General features: G+C 62.0%; 23 protein-coding genes. 17 read left to right on the top strand and 6 right to left on the bottom strand.

The window, feature by feature from the left end; translation table 11 throughout:
• A complete protein-coding gene (locus U367_RS0111005) occupies positions 1-1236 on the bottom strand; it encodes a 3-methyl-2-oxobutanoate dehydrogenase (2-methylpropanoyl-transferring) subunit alpha (RefSeq protein WP_028616979.1) in 1236 nt (411 codons plus the stop codon).
• Positions 1237-1431: 195 nt separating this feature from the next.
• Here U367_RS0111005 and bkdR point away from each other — a divergent pair, with 195 nt between their 5' ends.
• A complete protein-coding gene (bkdR, locus tag U367_RS0111000) occupies positions 1432-1917 on the top strand; it encodes a Bkd operon transcriptional regulator BkdR (RefSeq protein WP_010209335.1) in 486 nt (161 codons plus the stop codon).
• Here bkdR and U367_RS0110995 read toward each other — a convergent pair.
• The gene (locus U367_RS0110995) at positions 1914-2777 is read right to left on the bottom strand and encodes an MBL fold metallo-hydrolase (protein WP_028616978.1); all 864 of its coding nucleotides are present in this window, start codon (positions 2775-2777) and stop codon (positions 1914-1916) included. The genes bkdR and U367_RS0110995 overlap by 4 nt on opposite strands.
• 94 nt (positions 2778-2871) lie before the next feature.
• Here U367_RS0110995 and U367_RS0110990 point away from each other — a divergent pair, with 94 nt between their 5' ends.
• The 5 genes from U367_RS0110990 to U367_RS0110970 all read left to right on the top strand — a co-directional run bounded on the left by U367_RS0110990 (position 2872) and on the right by U367_RS0110970 (position 8553).
• On the top strand, positions 2872-3207 hold the full coding sequence (locus tag U367_RS0110990) for an ArsR/SmtB family transcription factor (RefSeq protein ID WP_005789341.1): 336 nt from the start codon (positions 2872-2874) through the stop codon (positions 3205-3207).
• Positions 3208-3257: 50 nt separating this feature from the next.
• Positions 3258-4502: an NAD(P)/FAD-dependent oxidoreductase gene (locus U367_RS0110985; RefSeq protein WP_028616977.1), complete on the top strand. Its 1245-nt coding sequence runs from the start codon at positions 3258-3260 to the stop codon at positions 4500-4502.
• The gene (locus U367_RS0110980; RefSeq protein WP_028616976.1) at positions 4503-5315 is read left to right on the top strand and encodes a sulfite exporter TauE/SafE family protein; all 813 of its coding nucleotides are present in this window, start codon (positions 4503-4505) and stop codon (positions 5313-5315) included.
• A 198-nt stretch (positions 5316-5513) separates the two neighbouring features.
• Positions 5514-6659 (top strand): nitric oxide-sensing protein NosP, encoded by a 1146-nt coding sequence (nosP, locus tag U367_RS0110975; RefSeq protein ID WP_028616975.1) that lies wholly within the window; start codon positions 5514-5516, stop codon positions 6657-6659.
• Positions 6601-8553: a PAS domain-containing hybrid sensor histidine kinase/response regulator gene (locus U367_RS0110970; RefSeq protein ID WP_050587866.1), complete on the top strand. Its 1953-nt coding sequence runs from the start codon at positions 6601-6603 to the stop codon at positions 8551-8553. Before nosP ends, U367_RS0110970 begins: the two co-directional genes overlap by 59 nt.
• 92 nt (positions 8554-8645) lie before the next feature.
• Here the strand turns inward: U367_RS0110970 and U367_RS0110965 are convergent, their stop codons facing one another.
• Together U367_RS0110965 and U367_RS0110960 are read right to left on the bottom strand one after the other, a co-directional pair.
• Positions 8646-9311 (bottom strand): response regulator transcription factor, encoded by a 666-nt coding sequence (locus U367_RS0110965; RefSeq protein ID WP_028616973.1) that lies wholly within the window; start codon positions 9309-9311, stop codon positions 8646-8648.
• A 27-nt stretch (positions 9312-9338) separates the two neighbouring features.
• Positions 9339-9878, bottom strand: coding sequence for a PQQ-dependent catabolism-associated CXXCW motif protein (locus tag U367_RS0110960; RefSeq protein ID WP_028616972.1), 540 nt, complete (start codon positions 9876-9878; stop codon positions 9339-9341).
• A 153-nt stretch (positions 9879-10031) separates the two neighbouring features.
• Here U367_RS0110960 and U367_RS0110955 point away from each other — a divergent pair, with 153 nt between their 5' ends.
• Positions 10032-10658, top strand: a complete 627-nt coding sequence (locus U367_RS0110955) for a response regulator (protein WP_028616971.1) — start codon at positions 10032-10034, stop codon at positions 10656-10658.
• 82 nt (positions 10659-10740) lie between these two features.
• Here the strand turns inward: U367_RS0110955 and U367_RS0110950 are convergent, their stop codons facing one another.
• Both U367_RS0110950 and exaA read right to left on the bottom strand, forming a co-directional pair.
• Positions 10741-11388 carry a pentapeptide repeat-containing protein gene (locus U367_RS0110950; protein WP_028616970.1) on the bottom strand — a complete coding sequence of 216 codons (648 nt, stop codon included), beginning with the start codon at positions 11386-11388 and terminating at the stop codon, positions 10741-10743.
• A 98-nt stretch (positions 11389-11486) separates the two neighbouring features.
• Positions 11487-13385, bottom strand: coding sequence for a quinoprotein ethanol dehydrogenase (exaA, locus tag U367_RS0110945; protein ID WP_073860018.1), 1899 nt, complete (start codon positions 13383-13385; stop codon positions 11487-11489).
• Positions 13386-13639: 254 nt separating this feature from the next.
• Between exaA and pedF the strand changes: the two genes are divergently transcribed.
• The 10 genes from pedF to U367_RS0110900 all read left to right on the top strand — a co-directional run bounded on the left by pedF (position 13640) and on the right by U367_RS0110900 (position 25454).
• Positions 13640-14101, top strand: a complete 462-nt coding sequence (gene pedF / locus U367_RS0110940; protein ID WP_028616968.1) for a cytochrome c-550 PedF — start codon at positions 13640-13642, stop codon at positions 14099-14101.
• Positions 14102-14104: 3 nt separating this feature from the next.
• Positions 14105-14848 carry a quinoprotein dehydrogenase-associated SoxYZ-like carrier gene (locus U367_RS0110935; protein WP_028616967.1) on the top strand — a complete coding sequence of 248 codons (744 nt, stop codon included), beginning with the start codon at positions 14105-14107 and terminating at the stop codon, positions 14846-14848.
• A complete protein-coding gene (locus tag U367_RS0110930; protein ID WP_028616966.1) occupies positions 14845-15783 on the top strand; it encodes a quinoprotein relay system zinc metallohydrolase 1 in 939 nt (312 codons plus the stop codon). Before U367_RS0110935 ends, U367_RS0110930 begins: the two co-directional genes overlap by 4 nt.
• Before the next feature lie 14 nt (positions 15784-15797).
• Positions 15798-17318, top strand: a complete 1521-nt coding sequence (gene exaC, locus U367_RS0110925; protein WP_028616965.1) for an acetaldehyde dehydrogenase ExaC — start codon at positions 15798-15800, stop codon at positions 17316-17318.
• A gap of 234 nt (positions 17319-17552) precedes the next feature.
• Complete coding sequence (gene pqqA / locus U367_RS1000000130820) at positions 17553-17624, top strand: pyrroloquinoline quinone precursor peptide PqqA (protein WP_010209364.1); 72 nt, start codon at positions 17553-17555, stop codon at positions 17622-17624.
• 104 nt (positions 17625-17728) lie between these two features.
• On the top strand, positions 17729-18892 hold the full coding sequence (gene ercA, locus U367_RS0110920) for an alcohol dehydrogenase-like regulatory protein ErcA (protein WP_028616964.1): 1164 nt from the start codon (positions 17729-17731) through the stop codon (positions 18890-18892).
• Positions 18876-20246, top strand: a complete 1371-nt coding sequence (locus U367_RS0110915) for an ATP-binding response regulator (RefSeq protein ID WP_028616963.1) — start codon at positions 18876-18878, stop codon at positions 20244-20246. The genes ercA and U367_RS0110915 overlap by 17 nt, the downstream gene beginning before the upstream one ends.
• Positions 20247-20311: 65 nt before the next feature.
• Positions 20312-21775, top strand: a complete 1464-nt coding sequence (locus U367_RS0110910; protein ID WP_028616962.1) for a DASS family sodium-coupled anion symporter — start codon at positions 20312-20314, stop codon at positions 21773-21775.
• Positions 21776-22665: 890 nt separating this feature from the next.
• Complete coding sequence (locus U367_RS0110905; protein WP_028616961.1) at positions 22666-24312, top strand: MFS transporter; 1647 nt, start codon at positions 22666-22668, stop codon at positions 24310-24312.
• Entirely contained in the window at positions 24309-25454 is a 1146-nt protein-coding gene (locus tag U367_RS0110900; RefSeq protein WP_028616960.1) for an HlyD family secretion protein, read from the top strand. The genes U367_RS0110905 and U367_RS0110900 overlap by 4 nt, the downstream gene beginning before the upstream one ends.
• Positions 25455-25460: the final 6 nt, after the last annotated feature.

The following is a 25460-nucleotide window of genomic DNA, read 5'->3' as shown; positions in this document are numbered from 1 at the left end:
TCAGATCCCCAACTCTTGACGCTGGCGCTTCAAATGCTCCGGCATCTCTTTGTAGACGTCCTCGAACATGGTCGCGGCGCTTGGAATCTGGCCGCCGGCGAGGGTGCCGTACTGTTCGGCTTCTTTCTGTGCCTTGACCACTTCCGCTTCAAGTTCTGCACTGACCGCCGCGTGTTCCTCTTCGGACCATTGGCCAATCTTGATCAGGTGCTGCTTGAGGCGGGCAATCGGGTCGCCCAGGGGGAAGTGGCTCCAGTCGTCGGCTGGACGATATTTCGACGGATCATCAGAAGTGGAGTGCGGGCCGGCGCGATACGTGACCCACTCGATCAGCGTAGGACCAAGGTTGCGGCGCGCACGCTCGGCGGCCCAGGCGGAGGCAGCGTACACCGCGATGAAATCGTTGCCATCCACCCGCAGGGAAGCGATGCCGCAACCGACGCCGCGTCCGGCAAAGGTGGTGGCTTCGCCGCCGGCGATGGCTTGGAAGGTGGAGATGGCCCACTGGTTGTTGACCACGTTAAGGATCACCGGCGCACGGTACACGTGGGCGAAGGTGAGGGCGGTGTGGAAGTCCGATTCGGCGGTGGCACCGTCGCCGATCCAGGCGGATGCAATCTTGGTGTCGCCCTTGATCGCCGAGGCCATGCCCCAGCCCACGCCTTGTACGAACTGGGTGGCGAGGTTGCCGGAAATCGTGAAGAAGCCAGCGTCTTTCACTGAATACATGATCGGCAACTGACGGCCCTTGAGCGGGTCGCGCTCGTTGGACAGCAGTTGGCAGATCAGGTCCACCAGTGGCACTTCGCGGGCCATCAGGATGCTTTGCTGGCGGTAGGTGGGGAAGCACATGTCGTCGATATTCAAGGCCAGGGCCTGGGCGCTGCCGATGGCTTCTTCGCCAAGGCTCTGCATGTAGAACGACATTTTTTTCTGACGTTGGGCGACCACCATGCGGTTGTCGAAGATCCGCGTCTTGAGCATGGCGCGCATGCCGCGGCGCATGATCTCGACGGGAACACCTTCGGCCCATGGCCCCAAGGCCTGGCCCTGGTCGTCGAGCACGCGGATCAGGCCCTTGGCCAAGTCGGCGGTGTCGGCGGGTTCTACGTCGATGGCGGGTTTGCGCACTAGACCGGCGTCGGTCAGGCGCAGGTACGTGAAGTCGGTCTTGCAGCCTGGGCGTCCCGAGGGTTCAGGGACGTGCAGGCGCAGTGGTTCATACTGCTGGGTCATGGCTTTCTACGCTCTATCTTGTGAATTTCTTGTAGTGGGCGCGCTAGCTGACAGTCAGTCTCCGGATAGGAGAAATCTTGTCCTACAACAATCATAGGCGGGGCGTAGAAGAATATTTATCTGTGTTTCATTGCGCTCGGGATCATTTGCGGATAAAAAAACTGCATAAACATAATAAACAGGTGATTTTGTCTCATGCGCAAACTGGACCGTACCGATATTGGCATTCTCAACGCCCTGCAGGAGAACGCCCGCATCACCAACGCCGACCTGGCCCGCTCGGTGAACCTGTCGCCCACGCCGTGTTTCAACCGGGTGAAGGCGATGGAAGAGCTGGGCTTGATCCGTGACCAAGTCACGCTGCTCGACGCCGATCTATTGGGGCTGCACGTCAATGTGTTCATCCACGTTAGCCTGGAAAAGCAGAATGAGTTGGCGTTGCAGCAGTTCGAAGGCGCGATCTCGGACCGGCCAGAAGTGATGGAGTGTTACCTGATGGCCGGTGACCCGGACTATCTGATCCGGGTGCTGGTGCCGACAATCCAGTCGCTGGAGCGTTTCATGATGGACTTTTTGACCAAGGTGCCGGGCGTCGCCAACATCCGCTCCAGCTTCGCCCTGAAACAGGTGCGCTACAAAACCGCATTGCCGCTACCGGCCAACGGCATCAACCTGGGTTAGAGGTGGTTGACCGGAATCTTCAGGTACACCACACCATTGTCCTCCGCCGGCGGCATATTCCCCGCCCGCACATTCACTTGGATCGCCGGCAGCAACAGCGTCGGCATCCCCAGCCCTGCGTCGCGCGTGGTGCGCATCTCGACAAACGTGGCTTCATCCACGCCATCATGCACATGGATATTCCCCGCACGCTGCTCGGCCACCGTGGTCCGGCACTTTGCCTCACGGCCTTCAGGCGGGTAGTCGTGGCAGACGTACAACTCGGTTTCCAGGGGAAAGCCCAGCAACTTGCGCATCGACGCATACAACTGCCGCGCATCGCCGCCAGGGAAATCACAGCGCGCCGTGCCGACATCCGGCATGAACAGCGTGTCACCCACCAGGATCAGTCGGTCGTCGATCAGATAGGCCATGTCCGCCGGGGTATGCCCTGGCACATGCAGGGCCTGGGCCTTGATCGTGCCGATGTGAAACACCTCATCCGGCGCAAACAGGTGATCGAACTGCGAGCCATCCACGCGAAATTCCGGCTCCAGGTTGAACAGGTTCTTGAACACGCCCTGCACTTTGCTGATCGACTGCCCGATGGCGATCTTGCCACCCAGCGTGCGGCGCAGGTATGGCGCGGCAGACAAGTGATCAGCGTGGGCGTGGGTTTCCAGCAGCCATTGCACCTGCAGCCCATGCTCGCGCACAAAGCGGATGACCTTGTCGGCCTGGGCGGTGTCGGTGCGCCCCGAGGCCGGGTCGTAGTTGAGCACCGAATCGACGATGGCACAGGGGGCGCCATCGGTTTCATAAACCACGTAGGTGTAGGTCGACGATGCCTCGTCCAGAAAGGCTTGGATCAGCGCTGGCATGGCGGTTGTCCCGGATGAAGAAAAAAGTAGTTACAATCAGTTTACGTTTTCACATAATGTTTTGAGCTTAAGTGACAAAAAGGACCCGAGGCAAATGGAATCTACTCTGAGTGAGGGCGAAGTCGCCCAGTTGCGCGCATCGGCGTCCAAGGCCTGCTCCTTGCTCAAGGCACTGGCCAATGAGGATCGTTTGTTGATCCTGTGCCAGTTGACCCAGGGCGAGCGCAATGTCGGCGAACTGGAAGCCCTGACCGGCGTGCGCCAGCCCACGCTGTCTCAACAGTTGGGCATCCTGCGTGACGAAGGGTTGGTCGCCACCCGTCGGGAAGGTAAATACATCTTCTACGGGTTGGCCAGCCACGAAGTGATTCAAGTAATGAAGACCCTGTCCGGCTTGTACTGCGGCGCGGTCATAAAAAGCTGGGCGTGACGCCATCCGGCAGCGACCCTTGTGTGCATGTATGACAAAGGCGATAGACCATGACCGACCAACACTGGGGCCCAACCATCAGTGGCGACATCGTAGTCATCGGCGGCGGCTCGGCGGGCATTGGCCTGCTGGCCAGCCTGCTCAAGCGCGACCCGCACCTGAATATCATCCTGATCGAACCGAGCGACCAGCATTGCTACCAGCCCGCCTGGACCCTGGTGGGTGGCGGCGCCTATGACCTGAAAAAGACCCGCCGCCCGCTGGCTGATGTATTGCCCAACGGCGTTACCTGGGTGCAAGCCGCCGTCACCGAAGTACTGCCCGACGAGCAGACCCTGATCCTCGACAGCGGCCAGCGTGTCAGCTGGCAAAACCTGATCGTCTGCCCCGGCCTGCGCCTGGCCTGGGAGAAGATCGAAGGCCTGCAAGACACCCTCGGCAAGCATGGCGTCACGTCCAACTACAGCTACCAGCACGCCGCTTACACCTGGCAACTGGTGCAGCAACTCAAGGGCGGCAAGGCGATCTTCACCCAGCCAGCCATGCCGATCAAATGCGCAGGCGCGCCGCAAAAGGCCATGTATTTGTCCTGCGATCACTGGCTCAGGCAGGGCGTACTGAAAAACATCGACGTCGAATTCAACCTGGCCGGTGCCGCGCTGTTCGGCGTGGCGACCTTCGTGCCGCCGTTGATGAAATACGTGGAGAAGTACAACGCCCGCCTTGCGTTCAACGCCAACCTGGTGAAAGTCGACGGCCCAGCGCGTAAGGCCTGGTTCGAAGTGAAGGACGCCGAAGGCAATGCCCGCGTTGAAGAAAAATCCTTCGACCTGCTGCACGTGGTCCCACCGCAGGTTTCTCCGGACTTCATCCGCCAAAGCCCGCTGTCCGACGCCGCCGGCTGGTGCGAAGTGAACCCGCAGAGCCTGCAACACCTGCGTTACCCACACATCTTCGGCCTGGGTGACGTGTGCGGCACCACCAACGCCAAGACCGCGGCGGCGGTGCGCAAGCAGATCGTGGTGGTCGCCGAAAACCTGCTGGCCCTGCGCAAACAGGCGCCGCTGCCGCTCAAATACGATGGCTATGGTTCCTGCCCATTGACGGTGGAGAAGGGCAAGGTGGTGTTGGCAGAGTTCGGCTACGGCGGCAAGCTGCTGCCGACCTTTCCCCTGGACCCGACCCAGGCGCGGCGTTCGATGTGGTTCCTCAAGGCCACCTTGCTGCCGTGGTTCTACTGGAATGGCATGCTCAAGGGCCGCGAGTGGCTGACCCGACTGAGCAAGGTGGACTGAATGCTGCTGGCGAGTGTGTTGGGGTTATTGATGGGCCTGGTCATGGGCCTGACCGGCGCGGGCGGCGGCATCCTTGGGGTGCCGGCGCTGGTGCTTGGTTTGGGCTTGAGCATGACCCAGGCCGCGCCGGTGTCGTTGCTTGCGGTTGGTGCGGCGGCGGCGGTGGGAGCGGTCGATGGTTTGCGGCATGGCCTGGTGCGTTACCGCGCTGCGTTGTTGATCGCCTTGCTCGGTGCGTTGTTCTCGCCGGTGGGGGTGTTTCTCGCCCATCAACTGCCGGAAGCGTTGCTGATGGGGCTGTTCAGTGGCTTGATGGTGTTGGTGGCCTGGCGCATGTTGCAGCGTGAAAAACGTGAGGACGGGCCGAGTGACCATGGCACGGCGTCCTGGGGTCAGAAGAACTGCATGCTCGATCAGCAGACCGGGCGCTTCGCCTGGACCGCCAAATGCAGCGCGACCCTGGCCGCCCTCGGCGCGGTGACCGGTGCGGTATCCGGCCTGCTCGGTGTGGGCGGTGGCTTCCTGATCGTGCCGGCGTTCAAGCAACTCACCGATGTGCAGATGCGCGGCATCGTCGCCACCTCCTTGATGGTGATCAGCCTGCTCTCCTTGGTCGGTGTGGCTGGCGCGTTCCATGCCGGTGTTCGCATCGAATCGGTGGGCTGGGTGTTTATCGGCGCGAGCATCGTCGGCATGCTGGCCGGTCGACGCCTGTGTTCGGTGATTCCTGCGCGCACCTTGCAGATGGGGTTTGCCAGCCTGTGCGTACTGGTGGCCGTTGGCATGTTGGTCAAGGCCGGTCTTACGTCCTAAGTGCCGGACCTGGACTAAATCGAATTTGCCGGCAGTCCTCACCTGGTCCCCCTCACTTTGCAGGTGCCGGATTGGCGCAAGCCGGCCTCTGCAGAGGCAGTGGCAATTCATCCCATTGAATCCCCCACCCAGTACCCAAGTAGCATAGGTCCATTCCCAGGCCCTTCGTACACTGATGCTTCAGAGGGGGAGTCAACGATGCACAACAGTGAAGGCGTAGTCAGCGCCATGTCCCAGGCCACGGATGCCGGGCAGGCCGCCGAGGAACTGGCGCGGCAACTGCTGCATCCGTACCTGGGTTTCGTGCTGTTTTTCTGCTCGGCGTCCTACGATCTACAGGTCCTGGGCCAGGCCTTGCAACAGTGCTTCGGCAATGTGCGAGTGGTTGGCTGCACCAGTGCCGGTGAGATCACCCCCCAAGGCTACGGTCGCAACTGCATCACGGCAGTCGGCTTCAACCATGCGCACTTTTCCATCGCCACCGAACTCATCGACCAGGTGGAGCATTTCAACCTGATCAACGCCCAGGACATGGTCGAGCGACTGGTGGGCGGTTGCCGTAGCAATACCCTGGCGCCGATCAAGGGCAACACGTTTGCCCTGACTTTGCTTGACGGCCTGTCCAGCCGCGAAGAAATGGTATTGGCCGCGCTCAGTGCGGCCCTCGGGGATATCCCGCACTTCGGCGGCTCGGCCGGTGACGACAACTTCCTCACCCACACCCACGTGTATTTCAACGGTGTATTCCACAGTGGCGCGGCGGTGGTGGTGCTGGTCAATACCTGGTTGGATTTCGAGGTGTTCACCACGCACCACATCCTGCCGCGCACGGAAAAGCTGGTGGTCACCGGCGCCGACAGCCCGTCACGCCGCGTCTTCGAACTCAACGCCGAGCCCGCTGCCGAAGAGTACGCACGGCATATCGGCGTGGCAGTGGCCGACCTCGACCATCGCGTCTTCGCCGCCCACCCGCTGGCGGTGCGCATTCACGATCAGTACTACGTGCGCTCGATCCAGCAAGTACACGCCGACCTCAGCCTGAGTTTCTACTGCGCGGTGGAAAACGGCATCGTGCTCACCGTCATGAAGCCTGGCCCGATCCTGCCCAATCTGGAAACCCTGTTCGACGGCCTGCAAGCGCGCCTTGGCGACCTGTTGCTGACCATCGGCTGCGATTGCTTCCTGCGCCGCCTGGAACTGGAAGACACCGGCAACCTGGAACAGATCGGCGGGTATTTGCGCGACCAGCGGGTGATGGGCTTCAACACCTACGGAGAACAGTTCAATGGCATGCACATCAACCAGACCTTCACCGGGGTCGCCATTGCCCGAGGCCGGCGCTGACCTTTCCGCTCAACTGGCCCGGCTGCAAGAGGACAACCACAAGCTGGCGCGGATCAACGCGGCGCTGATCGAGCGCATCGAGTCCGGCATGACCCAGGGCAACAACCCCTACACCACCTTCCAGCATTCGGTGGTGCTGGCCGAGCAAGTGCGCGAGCGCACCGACGCGCTGAACCAGGCAATGGCCGAACTCAAGGCCAGCAACCACCTGCTGATCAATGCCCGGCTACGCGCCGAAACCCTGCGCGGCGAGCAGGCCGCCGCGCAGAAGGCCCAGGAAAGCGAACGCTGGATCCGCCTGATCACCGACAACGTGCCGGCGCTGATCGGCTACTTGAATGCTGATCTGGTCTACGAATTCACCAATAAAGTCTATGAGGAATGGTACTGCTGGCCGCGCGGCATGATGCTCGGCCAGAGCCTGCGCGAAGTGCACAGTGAGCAACATTGCCAGCGCCTGGACGCCTACGTCGCCCGCGCGTTGGCGGGGGAGAGCGTGACCTTCGAATTTGCCGAAACCAACATCAACAACCAGGAGCGCTACATGCTGCGCTCCTATGTGCCGAACCTGTTGGCCAGTGGCGAGGTGGTGGGGATCTTCGTGTTGATCCGCGACATCACCGAACGCCGCCGCACCGCCGAGGCCTTGCACCAGGCCTATCAGCACCTGGAGCAGCGCGTGGCGCAGCGCACGTCGGAACTCACCTCGCTTAATGACCAGTTATTGAAGGAAATCGACGAACGCCGCCGCATGGAAACAAGGCTGCGCGAAGCCAAGCTGGAGGCCGAGCAGGCCAACCTGTCCAAGACCAAATTCCTTGCCGCCGTCAGCCATGACCTGCTGCAACCACTGAACGCGGCGCGGTTGTTCACCAGTGCCTTGCTGGAGCGCCCCAGCGAAACCCTGGTGCGCAATGTGAGCAACTCTCTGGAAGACGTGGAAAACCTGCTGGGTACGTTGGTCGATATTTCCAAGCTGGATGCTGGGGTGATCAAGGCGGATATCGCGCCGTTTGCCCTGAGTGAACTGCTGGAAAACCTGGCTGCCGAGTACACCGAACTGGCCCGTGCCGAAGGGCTCGAACTGCACTTTGTCGGGTGTTCGGCGCTGGTGCGCAGCGATATCCAGTTGCTGGCGCGGATCCTGCGCAATCTGCTGAGCAATGCCCTTCGCTACACCTATAACGGTCGCGTGGTGTTGGGGTGCAGGCGCCAGCATCAGCGCCTGTTGATCCAGGTGTGGGACAGCGGCATGGGCATTACCGAAGACCGACTGGAGGAAATTTTCCAGGAGTTCAAGCGCGGCGATGTGCAGCGCCGTGACCAGGATCGCGGGTTGGGCCTGGGCCTGGCCATCGTGGAAAAGATCGCCGGCATCCTCGGCCACCGTATCAGCGTCAAATCCTGGCCAGGCAAGGGCTCGATGTTTTCGGTCGAGGTGCCGTTGAGCGCCACTGCACCCAAGTCATTGCCGGCCCCGTGCATGAGCGAGCCGATGCTCGAACGCCTGCAAGGCGCGCGGGTGTGGGTGCTGGATAACGACGCGGCGATCTGCGCCGGCATGCGCACCTTGCTCGAAGGCTGGGGTTGCCGGGTGATCACCGCGCTGTCGGAACAGGACCTGGCCCGGCAGGTGGACAACTACCATGCAGAGGCAGACCTGTTGATTGCCGATTATCACCTCGACGACGACCAGAACGGCGTGGACGCAGTGGCGCGGATCAACGCTCGACGAGGCCGTGCGGTGCCGGCGTTGATGATCACGGCCAACTACAGCAACGAGTTGAAGCTGCAGATCCGCGAGCTGGGGCATACGTTGATGCATAAGCCGGTAAGGCCGATGAAGTTGAAAACCGCCATGAGCCATTTGCTCGGCCAACACGCCCAACTGTAGGAGACGGTTTGCCGGCGATGGCGTCCTCGAAGGCGATGCCAGGCTTAAAGGCCTCATCGCCGGCAAGCCGGCTCCTACACGGGGCAATAAAGTCAGCGGCGCAGGTACGAACCGAAGTCGATATCTCCCGCGCTCAAAATCGCCTGTACCCGATTATGCACATTCAACTTGCGCAAAATTGCCGAAACATGGGCCTTCACCGTGGTCTCGGCAATCTCCAGGGTATAGGCGATCTGCTTGTTCGACTCGCCTTTGGTCATGCGTTCCAGCACCAGCAACTGTTTTCGCGTGAGGGCCTGCAGCAGCTCCGGGGCAAACCCCGGGCTATCGTGCATGCGCCGTTGCCCGGTGTTTTTCTGGGTGCGGATGATGTCGGGCGGCAAGTACACGTTGCCGTTGAGAATCTGCTGGATTGCCTCGGTCATTTGCAGGCGCGGTGATGACTTGGTGATGAAACCCACGGCGCCGTAGGTGATGGCTTGCAGCACGATTTGCTTGTCCTGCTCGGCCGAGACGATCACCACCGGAATGGTCGGTGACTCGTTGCGCAGGTTGATCAACCCGTTGAGGCCGTGCATGCCGGGCATGTTCAAGTCCAGCAGGATCAGGTCGAGGTCGTCGTGTTCCTGGGTCAGGGCGAGGGCGCTGTCCAGGTCGGCGGTTTCCATCACGTCGCTGCCAGGGAAACCGTCGCTGATGACGTTATGAATCGCCTCGCGAAACAGCGGGTGATCGTCGGCAATCAGAATTTTGTACATGGCCGTTCACCTTCTTGTTGTGGTTTTTTATTCAAAGGGTTCGGGTGTCGCAGCCATCACTGGCAGTTTTGCCGCTTCCCATGCATCCAAGCCATCGCGATACCAATACACAGAGGTATAGCCCAGGCTGGCGGCTCGTTTTACCGCGTTCCAACTCAGCCAGCAATCGGAGCGGCAGTAGAACACCAGCGGGCGTGCCAGCTGGCCGTCGGTGAACTTGTACAGATGCCGCACGAAGTAGCCCTGCCATTCCGGCGTGAGGTCGCCGTCGCCGGTATTGGCCAGCCAGTGGCTGCCGGGCAGGTTGGCGTGGGGCTGGTCTTCGATGAAGCGGCCTTGCAGCCATTGGCGGCGGTACACATCGATGAGTACCGGTGCGGGCGTCTGGTTGAGCAGGGTTTGCAGGGCTGGGGTGTCGACGATGGTTGCGCCGGGCAGATCATCGGGCGTAGGGCTTCGGTACAGGCTGGTGCGGTAGCCTTCGGCGGAAAACAATGGGGTGTCGGCCTGTACGTGGCTGATGAACAGGCACAACAGTGCCGCAAGGGGCAGTCGAACGGGCAGCATGGCGGGTCAATCCTTATCGTTATGCGCCCATTACACGCGAGTCCCGCTGCCTTGGGAATGCGACGATAGACAGGAAAACCAGTACCAAAGTAGTAGGTCGGCGCAGGCCATTGGGTTCTAGCATGCACAGCACGCACTGCCATTGGAGGCGCTATGAACATCCTGTTGGTCGACGATCACGCCGTGGTCCGCCTGGGCTATGCCGGCCTGTTGCGCAGCGGCCTGACGGGTATGGAGGTGCGTGAAGCGGCCAGTGGCGAAGAGGCCCTGGCGCGGGTGCATGAGGCGGTGCCTAACCTGGTGATCATCGGCTTTGGTCTGCCAGGTATCAGTGGCCTGGAAACCACCCGGCGCCTGCGTCAGCGCCTGCCGCAATTGCGCGTGCTGTTTTTCAGCCAGCATGCCGAGCTGCCCCTGGTGCGCCAGGCTTTGGACGCGGGGGCTTCGGGATATCTCACCAAGCGCGCTTCGCCTGCGGTGATGCTTGAAGCGGTTGAGCGCATCCTTGACGGCCACACCTATATCGAACAGGACCTGGCCACCCAGCTGGCGTACCACCCCACCGATCGCCGCCTCCAAAGCATGACCCAACGCGAGTTGGAGATTTTCCTGATGCTCGCCAAGGGCACCCCAGCTCGTTCGATTGCGGCCCAGCTGAGTATCAGCAGCAAGACCGTGTCCAACCACCTGACCTTGCTCAAAAGCAAGTTGCAGGTGAGTTCCCATGCCGAACTGGTGCACCTGGGCATCGACATGGGCGTGGTGCGGGTGGCGGGTTAACGCGAATCTTCACTGTAGGAGCCGGCTTGCCGGCGATGGCGTCCTCAATGGCGATGTAAATGCCGGCAAGCCTGAGGTATGTCTAGCGGTCCCAAGTGGTGGGGCAGTCCTTGCAGCCTTCCATATTCGCGTCCTGAAAGTTCGCATAATGCTGGCGGCTGCCGCTGAGGGTGGCTTTTTCCAGGTTGCTTTCACCAAACTTGGCTTCTTGCAGGTTGGCGTCGCTGAGGTCTGCGCCTTGCAGGTCAGCCTTGCTCAGCCAAGTCATTTCCAGGTCGGCCGCACGCAGGTTGGCCTTGTGCATTTTTGCCCCCGACAGCCGTGCAAACTGCAGGTAGGCGGCGCTCAGGTTGGCGTTTTCAAATTGCGCGCCCTGGGCAAACATCCCCCAGCCTTGCACGGCCATCAGCGTGGCGCCGGTAAAGTCGGCCAGGCGCAGGTTGGCTTGTTGCAGGCTGGCGCGGGTCAGGTTGGCGCCTTGCAGCTGGGCCTTTTCCAGGTTGGCCAGGTCAAGGTTGGCGTGGCGCAGATCCGCACCGCGCAGGTCGGCACCGGCCAGGTTCATGCCGCTCAGGTTCTGGTTGCGCAGGTTGGCGCCCTTGAGGTTGGTGCCGGGGCATTGGCTGTGCTCGGCAATGGTACAGCCGTTGATGACCAGGGGGGCGTCGTCGCCGTCATCGGCGTGGGCCAGGGGGAGGGATAGCAGGACTAATAAGGGCAGATATTTCATCGCGAGACCTCTGGGGATCCTGTGGTGAGCGGGCTTGTTGTGGTGAGCGGGGCAAGCCCGCTCACCACAAAGGGTGACCCCGGCATACTCAGTGGGGGTTACTTCTGAGCGGTTTTCTGATCCCAACTCGGAATCTTGAACACCCAGAACGACCCACCCTGTGCCACCGGCTTGGTCAGCTCGGCCATGTCGCCGCCCCACAGCGGCACCGCACCGCCGTAGCCGACGGTGACGCCGATGTACTGCTCGCCATCCTGTTCCCAAGTGATCGGCGGCGAGACGATGCCGCTGCCGGTCTGGAACTTCCACAGCTCCTTGCCGGTTTTCGCATCGAAGGCCTTGAAGAAACCATCGCCGGTGCCGGTGAACACCAGGTTGCCCTTGGTCGCCAGCACGCCGGCCCACAAGGGCAGGTGTTCCTTGTGCTCCCACACCACCTTGCCGGTGGTCGGGTTCATCGCCCGCAAGGTGCCGACGTGGTCGTCATACATGCGCTTGATGCGGAAACCCATGCCCAGGTACGCCGAGCCCTTCTTGTAGTTGACCTCTTCGGTCCAGTATTCCTCTTTCCACTGGTTGCCAGGGATATAGAACAGGCCGGTGTCCTGGCTGTAGGCCATGGGGTTCCAGTTCTTGCCACCCAGGAACGGCGGCGAGACTTCCACCGGCTTGCCCTTGGTTTCACCCGGTAACGGCTTGGCCGGACGCTGGCCTTCGTTTTCCACGGGGCGGCCGGTCTTCAGGTCGATGTGGCTGGCCCAGGTGATGTTGTCGACGAACGGGAAGGCGTTCTGCAGCTTGCCGTTGTTGCGGTCCACCACATAGAAGAAGCCGTTACGGTCGGCATGGCCGGTGGCCTTGACCACTTTGCCGTCCTTGTCCTTGTAGTCGAACAGCACCAGTTCGTTGTTACCGGAGAAGTCCCAGGCATCGTTCGGCGTGTGCTGGTAGAACCACTTTACTTCGCCGGTGCTTGGGTCGACGCCGACCTGGCCCGAGGTGTAGAGGCTGTCGAAGTCGTGGGGGTTGCCGTCCTTGGAGGTGCGCGCCCAGGTGTTCCACGGGCCGGGGTTGCCGGCACCGACGATGATGGTGTTGGTCTCGGCATCGAAGCTCGCGCTCTGCCAAGGGGCACCACCGCCGTGGCTCCAGGCCTCGACCTTGCCGGTTTCGGTGGTCGGGTCATCCGGCCACGACGGCGCCTTCACGTCGCCGGTCGGAGTGCTGTCCTTGCCGTTCAAGCGGCCCATGTGGCCTTCCACGAACGGACGCATCCAGACTTCTTCACCGGTGTCGGGGTCGCGCGCATACAGCTGGCCGACCACGCCGAATTCATCGCCGGAGCTACCGTGGATCAGCAGCACCTTGCCACTGACCTTGTCTTTGATCAGCACCGGGGCACCGGTCATGGTGTAGCCGGCGGCGTGATCACCGAATTTTTTGTTCCACACCACTTTGCCGGTGTTCTTGTCGAGGGCGATCAGGCGCGCGTCCAGGGTGCCAAAGTAGATCTTGTCGCCGAAGATCGCGGCGCCGCGGTTGACCACGTCGCAGCACGGGCGAATGTTGTCGGGCAGGCGGTGGTTGTAGGTCCACAGGCGTTTGCCGGTCTTCGCATCGAGGGCGAACACGCGGGAATAGGAGCCGGTGACGTAAACCACGCCGTCACTGACGATGGCCTGGGATTCCTGACCGCGCTGCTTCTCGTCGCCGAACGAGTAGGACCAGGCCGGTGTGAGCTTGAACACGTTCTTGTCGTTGACCTGCGCCAGGGGGCTCCAGCGTTGGGCATTGGTGCCCATGCCGTATTGCAGCACGTCCTTGGTGGTCAGGTGATCGTTGGCGATGTCTTCCCAGGTGACATTACGGGTTTGCTTGGCGACGGCAGGTTCGGCGGCTGCAAAGCTCGCAGCACTGAGGGACAGGCTGCCCACCAGCACAAAGGCTTGCACGGCAAGGCTTATAGGTGAGCGGGCGGGTAGCGATCTTATTGTCATGGTTGCAGTTCCCAGTGGAGGTTTTGGCCTGCACAGGTTGCTGCCTGGCTGCGTTGACGAATACGGAAAAAGTCCCGGTGTTGCCGGGACAATTTCCCGAACCGCCTCTGATTTAGCAGTGCCCCACAAGGCCTGCTACCAACGGATGAGAGCCCGCCCACCAAAGCAGCATACGGGCGCCGGCGGGGGCTTCCTAAGATGGTTGCCATAGCCTCCGCGAAGAGGTTTTGCGTGCAATCCTGAGGGAAAAAACAATGACAACAAAACGCAACGCCTTGATCACCGCCTGCCTGATTGCCGGCGCGCTCAGTGCCGGTTCAGTTTGGGCGCACGGCAACGTGACGCCCACCGCCGTGGAAACCAAAGGCCTTACCCCGATCAAGGAGGCCGGTGTGCCGTTGGACGCCGATGGCTGGGCCGCCACCAACCCGTATCGCACCACTGCCGAACACGACAAGGCCGTCGAAGTGGGGGCCTCGGCGTACAACCAGAACTGCGCGGCGTGCCATGGCCTGGAAGCCAAGTCCGGTGGCATCGCCCCCGACCTGCGCATGCTCGATGCCGGTGACGCCGGGGATGAGTGGTTCGTGGAGCGTGTGCGCCATGGCGCGGTGCGCGATGGCCGGGTATACATGCCGAAAATGGCGGATTATTTGAGCCAGGAAGCCCTGTGGGCGGTGCGTACCTACCTCGACAGCGTGCACGTCGAGGAGTAAGCCATGCGCCTGCGCGGGTGGTGGGTATTCTGTTTGCCAATGCTGGCCTGGGGCGCGCCTGTCGACCCGGTGCCCTCGGTGATGTGGGCCTACTATCACCAGCGTTTTCTCGACAACGCGCCGTTTTTGTTCGACGAGCGGGTGAAACTCTTGGCGCCACCGTTCGCTGAGGATGCACGCCAGGTGCCGTTGGAAATCGACGCCCGTGCGTTCGAGGGGGAGGTGGTGAAAATCCTCGCCTGGGCCGAGTTGAATCCGTTGCCGCAGATCGTCGACTTCCAGCCGCTGGAGCGCGTGCTGCCGTGGTTGTCGATCCGGATTCGCATCGAACAGGCCACGCCCTTGCGCGCGGCGGTATTGACCAAGGATGGCATTTGGCATGTCGGCTCGACCCTGATCGATGCCGCCGGCGGTGGTTGCACGGCGCCCAGCGTGGTGCGCACCCAGCCCGGTTGGGAAGACCACCTCGGCGAAGTGCTCGGCGGGCGTTACCCGCGTGCCGCGTTCAGCCGCCTGAAGCTGCAAGTCGCGCATCCGATGGATAACGGCATGGTCAGCGGCATTCCCGAGTTCTTCATCAACCAGGCCGAACTGCACGGTGTGAATAATCAGCTGTTGGCGCGGCTGGAGCTGTTCCCTGCGGTCAGTGAAAACCCCAACCTGGCCTTCGACGTCGAAGGCGCCGGGCCCACACGCCTGACCCTGCGCGACACCAGCGGCAGCCAGTTCGAGGCGGCGATCCCATGAGCCAGCGCTGGATTCTGCTGTGGCTGCTCATGCTCAGCCTGCCGGTGCTGGCCGAGCTGGACTACGGCCTCAAGCCGCGTTTGATTGCCGATAACACCTGGGTGCTGGAAGGCAGCACCGACAACTTTGCCAAGGACAACGGTGGCAACATTGTCAACGTTGGCTTCATCGTCACTGAACCTGGCGTCGTAGTGATCGACACCGGGCCGTCCAAACGCTACGGCGAAGCCCTGCGCCAGACCATCGCCGGTATCACCGACAAACCGGTGATCCAGGTGCTGCTGACTCACCATCACCCCGACCACGCCCTGGGCAACCAAGCCTTCAAGGACGTGCCAATCGGCGCCCTGGCTGGCACCACCGAGCTATTGCATGAGCAGGGCGACAGCATGGCCGAGAACCTTTATCGCATGGTCGGTGATTGGATGCGCGGCACCGAAGTGGTAATGCCCAACCAGACCCTGCAACCCGGCGTGAAAAGCTTCGGCAGCCACGACCTGCAACTGCTGCAGCTGCGCGGCCATACCGGTGCCGACCTGGCGATCTTCGACCAGAAGACCGGCGTGCTGTTTGCCGGTGACCTGGTGTTCTACCAACGTGCGCTCACCACGCCTCATTCACCGGGGCTGCTGATCTGGCTGGCGGATATCGCCACCCTGCAAGGTTTGCCCTGGACGCTGATCGTACCCGGCCACGGCCCCATCGCGACCGACGCCAAACCCTTCGAGCAGATGCACGACTACCTCACTTGGCTCGACCAGTTGCTACGCGACGGTGCGGCCCAGGGCAGTGACATGCCTGAGCTGATCCGTAGCCCGATCCCCGAGCGATTCGCCGCGATCAGCCTCAGTCGCTATGAGCTGATCCGCAGCGTGACCCACCTGTACCCCCACTACGAACGCACCCAGATGCAGCCCATCAACACCCAACAATAAGCAGAGGCCTCACCATGATCTACGCCCAACCTGGCACCCCCGGCGCCATCGTCAGCTTCAAGCCGCGCTACGGCAATTACATCGGCGGTGAGTTTGTCGCGCCGATCAAGGGTGAGTACTTCACCAATACTTCGCCGGTAACTGGCGAAGTGATTGCCGAATTCCCGCGTTCCAGCGCCGCCGATATCGACAAGGCCCTCGATGCCGCCCATGCCGCCGCCGATGCCTGGGGCAAGACCTCGGCTCAGGATCGCGCTCTGGTGTTGCTGAAAATCGCTGACCGCATCGAGCAACACCTCGAAGTGCTGGCGGTGGCCGAAACCTGGGACAACGGCAAGGCCGTGCGCGAAACCCTCAACGCCGATGTGCCTCTGGCCGCTGACCACTTCCGCTACTTCGCCGGGTGCATCCGGGCCCAGGAGGGCGGTGCCGCCGAGATCAACGAGCACACCGCGGCCTATCACTTCCATGAGCCCTTGGGCGTGGTCGGGCAGATCATCCCGTGGAACTTCCCGCTGCTGATGGCGGCCTGGAAACTTGCGCCTGCGTTGGCTGCCGGTAATTGCATCGTGCTCAAACCGGCCGAGCAGACGCCGTTGTCGATCATGGTGTTCGCCGAGCTGATCGGTGACCTGCTGCCGCCTGGCGTGCTCAACATCGTACAAGGCTTTGGCCGCGAAGCCGGGGAGGCGCTGGCCACCAGCAAGCGCATCGCCAAGATCGCCTTCACCGGCTCCACTCCGGTGGGCGCGCACATCATGCACGCGGCCGCCGAGAACATCATTCCGTCCACCGTAGAGCTGGGCGGCAAGTCGCCGAATATCTTCTTTGAAGACATCATGCAGGCCGAGCCGCAATTCATCGAAAAAGCCGCCGAAGGCCTGGTACTGGCGTTCTTCAACCAGGGCGAAGTGTGCACCTGCCCATCACGCGCGCTGGTGCAGGAGTCGATCTACGATGCGTTCATGGCCGAGGTGATGAAGAAGATCGTCAAGATCAAGCGCGGCAACCCGCTCGATACCGAGACCATGGTCGGCGCCCAGGCGTCCGAGCAGCAATTCGACAAGATCCTCTCTTACTTGAAGATCGCCCAGGAAGAGGGCGCAGTGCTGTTGGCCGGTGGCGCGGCCGAGCGTCTGGAGGGCGACCTGTCCAGCGGCTATTACATCCAGCCGACCCTGCTCAAGGGCCACAACAAGATGCGCGTGTTCCAGGAGGAAATCTTCGGGCCGGTGGTGGGCGTGACCACCTTCAAGGACGAAGCCGAAGCCTTGGCGATTGCCAATGACAGCGAGTTCGGCCTGGGCGCCGGCCTGTGGACTCGCGACATCAACCGTGCGTACCGCATGGGCCGGGCGATCAAGGCCGGGCGCGTATGGACCAACTGTTATCACCTGTACCCGGCGCATGCGGCGTTTGGTGGGTACAAAAAATCCGGTGTCGGTCGTGAAAACCACAAGATGATGCTCGACCATTACCAGCAGACCAAGAACCTGCTGGTGAGCTACGACATCAATCCGCTGGGCTTCTTCTGATTCAACGCGGTCAAAACTGTGGGAGCGGGCTTGCTCGCGAAAGCGGTGGATCAGTCAACCTATATGTGGCTGACACACCCTATTCGCGAGCAAGCCCGCTCCCACATTTTGACTTCTGTACATTCGCGACTAATGCAGTGTCTTCGCTACTTCGAAAGTAGTATTCGCCCTCTCAACCTCACATGCATTAATGCCTATACCGGAACCCTCCGGCACAACAAGAGGACTGCCCCCATGTGGACCAAACCTGCGTTTACCGACCTGCGTATTGGCTTCGAAGTCACCATGTACTTCGCTAGCCGCTGATCGCGGGTGCGCCAGGAAGGATGCCTCTTTGGTCTGATTGCATTCGCGGCCGGATCGGTTAGTGTGGAGCGCATTCTTCCAAAATAATAAGAACAGGCTTTCCAATGAGCCAGACCCTGAGCCAGCTGCGTAAATTCGTCTCGCCTGAAATCATCTTTGGTGCCGGCTGCCGGCACAACGTCGGCAACTACGCCAAGACCTTCGGCGCGCGCAAAGTGCTGGTGGTCAGTGATCCTGGCGTGATCGCCGCCGGTTGGGTGGCCGATGTGGAGGCCAGCCTGCAAGCCATCGGCATCGACTATTGCCTGTACAGCGCCGTTTCACCCAACCCCCGCGTCGAAGAAGTCATGACTGGCGCCGAGGTGTACCGCGAAAACCATTGCGACGTGATCGTCGCCATCGGCGGCGGCAGCCCCATGGACTGTGGCAAGGCCATCGGCATCGTGGTGGCCCACGGGCGCAGCATTCTTGAGTTCGAGGGCGTCGACACCATTCGCGTGCCCAGCCCGCCGCTGATCCTGATTCCCACCACCGCCGGCACCTCGGCGGATGTCTCGCAGTTCGTGATCATATCCAACCAGCAGGAACGCATGAAGTTCTCCATCGTCAGCAAGGCGGTGGTGCCGGATGTGTCGTTGATCGACCCGGAAACCACCGCCAGCATGGACCCGTTCCTGTCCGCCTGCACCGGCATCGACGCGTTGGTGCATGCCATCGAGGCGTTCGTCTCCACCGGCCATGGTCCGCTCACCGACCCCCATGCGCTGGAAGCGATGCGCCTGATCAACGGCAACCTGGTGCAGATGATCGCCAACCCCACGGACATTGCCCTGCGCGAGAAAATCATGCTCGGCAGCATGCAGGCCGGGCTGGCGTTCTCCAACGCGATTCTCGGTGCGGTGCACGCTATGTCTCACAGCCTGGGCGGCTTTCTCGATCTGCCCCACGGCCTGTGCAACGCGGTGCTGGTCGAACATGTGGTGGCGTTCAACTACAGCTCGGCACCGGAGCGCTTCAAGGTGATCGCCGAGACCTTTGGCATCGACTGTCGCGGCCTAAATCACCGGCAGATCTGCGGACGGCTGGTGGAGCACCTGATCGCGCTGAAACATGCCATTGGCTTCCACGAAACCCTTGGCCTGCATGGGGTGCGCGTGGCGGATATTCCGTTCCTGTCCCAGCATGCGATGGGCGACCCGTGCATCCTCACTAACCCGAGGGAGTCGAGCCAGCGTGATGTAGAGGTCGTCTATGGCGAAGCTCTCTGACGACCAGCAGCGCGCGCTCGCGGGGCTGTTGGGGCTGAGCGACCAGTCGGCGCGCAAGAGCCATTACCCGGAACTCACCGCGCGGCTGGATGAGTTGGAGGCCGAGCGCAAGCGCTATATCCGTCTCAACGATGAGCTGGAACAACGCGTCGCTGCGCGCACCGACGAGTTGCTGGAGGCCAACCACAACCTGCAGCAACAGATTGCCCAACGCGAACAAATCGAACAGGACCTGCGCGACGCCCGCGACGCCGCCCAGGCCGCCAATCGCAGCAAGGACAAGTACCTGGCCGCCGCCAGCCATGACCTGCTGCAACCGCTGAATGCCGCGCGGCTGTTGATCGCTACCCTGCGTGAGCGCCAGTTGCCCAGCGTCGAGCAGGTGCTGGTTGAACGTACGCACCAGGCGCTGGAAGGCGCCGAGGATTTGCTCACCGATTTACTGGATATCTCGCGGCTCGACCAGGCGGCGGTCAAGCCGGATGTGGCGCTGTATCGGCTCGACGAACTGTTCGCGCCGCTGGTCTCGGAGTTTCAATCAGTGGCCCAGGCGGCGGGGCTAAACCTGCGGGTGCACACCGGGCGTTATGCGATCAGCACCGACCTGCGGCTACTGACGCGGATCCTGCGCAATTTCCTCAGCAATGCCTGCCGCTACACCGACGAAGGCTGCATCCTGTTGGGTGCCCGCAGGCGCGGCCATTGTTTACGCCTGGAAGTGTGGGACACCGGGCGTGGGATTGCGGCGGACCGGTTGCAGTCAATCTTCCTGGAATTCAACCAGCTCGATGTCGGCCGCGCTGCCGACCGCAAGGGCGTGGGGCTGGGGTTGGCGATTGTCGAGCGGATCGCCGAGATCCTCGGGTATCCCATCGCCGTGCGTTCCTGGCCGGGGCGGGGCTCGATGTTCAGCATCGAAGTGCCGTTGAGTGATGAGATGCCGTTGCCGATCAGCCAATTGCCGGTGCAACCGACCACCGGCAACCCGCTGCCGGGGCGGCGTTTGCTGGTGATCGACAACGAGGTGAGCATCCTCGAAAGCATGCGTGCGCTGCTCGGGCAATGGGGCTGTGAAGTGGTCACCGCCACCGACCAGGCCGGTGCTTTGCTGGCCTTGCAGGGCAGGGCGCCGGAGTTGATTTTGGCGGATTACCACCTGGACCATGGGGTGGTGGGTTGTGCGGTGGTCAAGCAGTTGCGCGAGCACTTTGCCTGCAACATCCCGGCGGTCATTATCACGGCCGATCGCACAGACCAATGCCGCCGTGCTTTGCGTCGCCTGGAAGCACCGTTGCTGAATAAACCGGTCAAACCCGGCAAGTTGCGGGCGGTGTTGAGTCAGTTATTGGCCTAGGTCAACACGCCGAAGGTGGTTTTGTCCCATGCTCAAGGCCTGATTTAGAGCCTTGGAGCACCCCCATGAGCGCGGCATCCTACAAATTACCCCTGGGCCTGGTGGTCGCCGTGCTGGTGATGGCTGGGGTGCTGCTGTTGCCGCTGCCCGCCGACTTGCCGGTGGCCGGGCACCGCATGCTGGCAATCCTCGCGTTTGCCGTGGTGGTATGGATCACCGAAGCGGTGTCGTACGAAGCCAGCGCGATCATGATCACGTCGCTGATGGCCTTTTTGCTTGGCACGGCGCCGTCGCTGCAAGACCCCACTCATTTGATTGGCACCAGCCCGGCCATCAGTATGGCGCTGACCGGCTTCTCCAACCCGGCGCTGGCGCTGGTGGCGGGCGCATTGTTTATCGCCGCCGCCATGACCCACACCGGCCTGGACCGACGCATCGCCCTGGTCACCTTGAGCCGCGTCGGCACCAGCACCCGGCGCATCCTGCTCGGGGCGATTGCGGTGACTATTTTGCTCAGCCTGGTGGTGCCCAGCGCCACCGCGCGCAGTGCCTGCGTGGTGCCGATCATGATGGGCGTGATCGCCGCGTTCGGCGTGGACAAACGCTCGAACATCGCTGCCGGCATCATGATTGTGGTGGCCCAGGGCACCAGCATCTGGAACGTCGGCATCCAGACCGCCGCCGCGCAGAATCTGCTGACCGTCGGCTTCATGGACAAGATGCTCGGCCAGCGCGTGTCGTGGATCGACTGGCTGATCGCGGGGGCGCCGTGGGCGTTGATCATGTCGGCGGTGTTGCTGTTCCTGGTGCTCAAATTGCTGCCGCCGGAGACCGACAGCATTCCCGGTGGCAAAGAAGCGGTGGCGCAGTCACTGGTGGACATCGGGCCGATGACCGGGCCGCAGAAGCGCCTGTTGACGGTGTCGGTAATGTTGCTGCTGGCCTGGGCCACGGAAGGGCGTTTGCACAGTTTTGATACCACCTCGACCACGTACGCGGGGTTGGTGTTGCTGTTGCTGCCGGGTATCGGCGTGATGACCTGGAAGGATGTGCAGTCGCGGATTCCGTGGGGCACGGTGATTGTGTTCGGGGTCGGTATCAGCCTGGGGACGGCGCTGTTGACCACCCAGGCGGGGCAGTGGTTGGGGGCTGCGGTGGTGGCTCACACGGGGTTGGATCAGGTGGGGCCGCTGGGTGTGTTTGCGATTCTGGGGGCGTTTTTGATTGTGATTCATTTGGGGTTTGCCAGTGCCACGGCGTTGACCTCGGCACTGCTGCCGATTTTGATTGCGGTATTGCAGACGTTGCCGGGGGAGTTCAGTCGGCTGGGGATGACGATGCTGTTGGGGTTTGTGATGAGTTATGGGTTTATTCTGCCGATCAATGCGCCGCAGAATATGGTGTGTCTGGGGACGGGGACGTTTACGGCGCGGCAGTTTGCCAAGGTGGGGGTTTTGGTGACGCTGGTTGGTTATTTGTTGATGGTGGTGTTTGCGGTGACTTACTGGAGTTGGCTGGGGTGGGTTTGATGGGGTTGGGTTGGGTTGGGTGTATATCCGTTATTTGGGTAACGGCGGCTTATGGTTCCGCTCTTACAGCGGGTCACTTTCGAAAAGCGCGAAAGTAACCAAAGCGCTCTTGCCCCAACACTCGGCACCTCGCTTAGGCTCGGTGTGCCCTCACTCCGGCTTGAATCCGTGGGCCGCCGCGATGGGCCATCCTTGGCCCAGCGCGGCTAACCCGGCGTCCTGCCGGGTTACCCACGGATTCAAGCCTGCGTTCGGCCAGCGTGTTTGACGGGGCGCCTAAGATCAAGATCAAGAGCGACTCGCTTCGCATCGTAGATACGCGGTCCCTTGTAGGAGCCGGCTTGCCGGCGAAAAACGTGAGAACGCCGCGATTCGTCTGGTTACCCGCGTCATCGTTGAAGACCATCGCCGGCAAGAACTAGGCGTCCCCCCGGCTCCTACAGGACTGCGTTTGCCTTTGCCTTTGCTTCACACCACTCAAGCCGGCTGTCAGGCCGCTGTGCTCTTGCTTTTGATCTTGATCTTAGGCGCCCCGTCAAACACGCTGGCCGGAATTCGACAGGGATTTGGGGGGTAAACCGGCAGGGATGCCGGTTTAGCCGCCCCGCGCCATGGATGGCGCGTGGCGGCGGCCCCCCAAATCACTGTCGGATTACGGGCACACCGAGCCTAGGCGAGGTGCCGAGTGTTGGGGCGAAGCGTTTTTGGTTACTTTTGGCGCTCTTCCAAAAGTGACCCGCTGTAAGAGCGGAACCATAAGCGGCCGTTACCGCAGCAACGGATATGCACACCACCCACTCCCCCACATGACAAGATGAACTCCCCTCAGGTTTACTACTCTCTGAGTAAGCTTTACCGACTCCCCCGGGTCGGTCCATCTAGGTCACCGAATGAACAAATACACCCCCCACACCTGGGAACCCCACGAGCGCCCAAGCCTCCCAGGTTCACCGTCCACCCCGCTGCACCCCACGCACAAGCGTTGGCTGTTCGCGCTGGTCGGCGTGCTGGTGGCAATCACCGGGGGCTTGGGTAACGCGCTGGTCATCGCCAACCTGCAATACCTGCAAGGCGCCCTAGGCGCGACCACCGCCGAAATGGCCTGGCTCCCCGCCGCCTACGTCATGACCAACGTCTGCATGAACCTGCTGCTGGTGAAGTTCCGCCAACAGTTCGGCCTGCGCGCCTTCACCGAAGTGTTCCTGGTGCTGTACGCGCTGGTCACCTTCGGCCACTTGTTCGTCAACGACCTCAACTCGGCCATCGCCGTGCGCGCAGCCCATGGGATGGTCGGCGCGGCGCTGAGCTCGTTGGGCTTGTACTACATGATCCAGGCGTTCCCGGCCAAGTGGCGCTTGAAGGCGCTGGTGCTGGGATTGGGCACCGCGCAACTGGCTTTACCCTTGGCACGCCTGTTCTCCGAAGACCTGCTGCAAATCGCCGAATGGCGCGGCCTGTACCTGTTCGAGCTGGGCATGGCGCTGATCTGCCTGGGTTGCGTCTTCCTACTTAAACTCCCGCCCGGCGACCGCTTCAAGACCTTTGAAAAACTCGACTTCCTCACCTTCGCGATCCTCGCCACCGGCGTCGCCTTGCTTTGCGCGGTGTTGTCCCTGGGCCGCATCGACTGGTGGCTGGAAGCCCCGTGGATCGGCATTGCCTCGGCCTGTTCCCTGGTGCTGATCATGGCCGGCCTGGCCATCGAGCATAACCGTGCGAACCCGATGCTGATGACCCGCTGGCTGGGCAGCGGCGTGATGATTCGCCTGGCACTGGCGGTGATCCTGATTCGCATGGTGCTGTCCGAGCAGTCCACCGGCGCGGTGGGGTTCATGCAGATGTTGAACATGAGCTACCAGCAGATGCACACCCTGTACGTGGTGATGCTCGCCGGGGCGATTGCCGGGCTGGTGGTCAGTGCGTTGACCATCAACCCGGCGCACCTGTTGATGCCGCTGGTGATTTCCCTGGCGCTGATGGCTACCGGCTCGGTGATGGACAGTTTTTCCAGTAATCTCACCCGCCCACAGAACCTGTACATCAGCCAGTTCCTGCTAGGCTTCGGCGGCACGTTCTTCCTCGGCCCGACCATGGTGTTGGGCACCAAGAACGTGCTGACCAACCCGCGCAACCTGGTGAGTTTTTCGGTGATGTTCGGCATCTGCCAGAACCTCGGCGGCCTGATTGGCGCGGCGTTGCTGGGGACGTTCCAGATCGTGCGCGAGAAGTATCACTCCAGCATGATCGTCGAACACCTGACCTTGCTCGACCCGCGTGTGGCCGCGCGGGTGCAGAGCGGCGGATCGGCCTACGGCGGCATTGTCGCTGACCCCGAGTTGCGCAACCTGATGGGCATTCGCAGCCTGGCCACGGCGGCGACCCGTGAGGCGAACGTGATGGCCTACAACGATGTCTTCATGTTGATCGCGATCATCGCGATACTCACCATGATCTGGATCTTTATCCGCAGTCTGTGGCTGATGAGTACCACCCGAGCAGCAGCCACTCCCGTTCAACCCAGCGGCGCACCTTCATGACCGAACCTTCGACCTCCACGACCACTGCCATCGCCTCCACCCCGGAGGGCAGCACCCCACCCGGCGCGGTGCCCACCGAGCTGCGCCCGTTACGGGTGCGGATCATCTCGTCCCTGGGCTTTGCCGCAATCGCCATCGTCGGCGTGCTGATTGTGCTGTACGCCTGGCAATTGCCGCCGTTCAGCAGTGCGGTGGAAACCACCGAGAACGCGCTGGTGCGGGGACAGGTCACGATCATCGGGCCGCAGCTCAGCGGCTATGTGTTCGAGGTGCCGGTGCAGGATTTCCAGCACGTGAAGGCCGGCGACCTGCTGGTGCGCCTCGACGACCGCATCTACAAGCAGCGCCTGGACCAGGCGCTGGCGCAGTTGGCGGTGCAGCAGGCGTCGTTGGCGAATGTGGTGCAACAGCGCAACAGCGCCGAAGCCACCATCAAGTTGCGTCAGGCAGCCTTGGCGGACAGCCAGGCGCAGGCGCGCAAGAGCACCGCCGATTTGCGCCGCAACGAAGAGCTGATCAGCGATGGCTCGGTGTCCAAGCGCGAGCTGGACGTAACCCGCGCCGCTAACGCGCAGACCATCGCCGCTGTGGCGCAAGCCCAGGCCAGCCTGGAAATCGCCCGGCAGGACCTGCAGACGGTGATCGTCAACCGCGGTTCCCTGGAAGCGGCCGTGGCCAGTGCCGAGGCGGCGGTGGAGTTGGCGCGCATCGACCTGTCCAATACCCGTATCACCGCGCCCCGCGACGGCCAGTTGGGGCAGATCGGCGTGCGGCTTGGGGCCTACGTCAACTCCGGCGCACAGTTGATGGCGCTGGTGCCGCCGCAGTTGTGGGTGATCGCCAACATGAAGGAAACCCAGATGAATAACGTGCAGGTCGGCCAGCCGGTGACTTTCACGGTGGATGCGCTGAACCACCGCAAATTCCGCGGCACGGTGCAGCATATTTCCCCGGCCACGGGCTCGGAGTTCAGCCTGTTGCAGGCGGACAATGCCACCGGCAACTTCGTCAAGATCGCCCAGCGCGTGCCGGTACGGATCATGGTGGACCCGGACCAGGCCGAGAGCGAGCGGTTGCGGCCGGGGTTGTCGGTGGTCGTCAGTATCGACACTGCCGGCCGCCTGAAAAACAGCCCGCCCTGACACACC

Origin of the sequence: Pseudomonas canadensis (assembly GCF_000503215.1) — a bacterium.
GTDB lineage: Bacteria > Pseudomonadota > Gammaproteobacteria > Pseudomonadales > Pseudomonadaceae > Aquipseudomonas > Aquipseudomonas canadensis.
The sequence above is the reverse complement of the archived record's forward strand: the minus strand, read 5'-3'. Positions and strand labels throughout refer to the sequence as shown.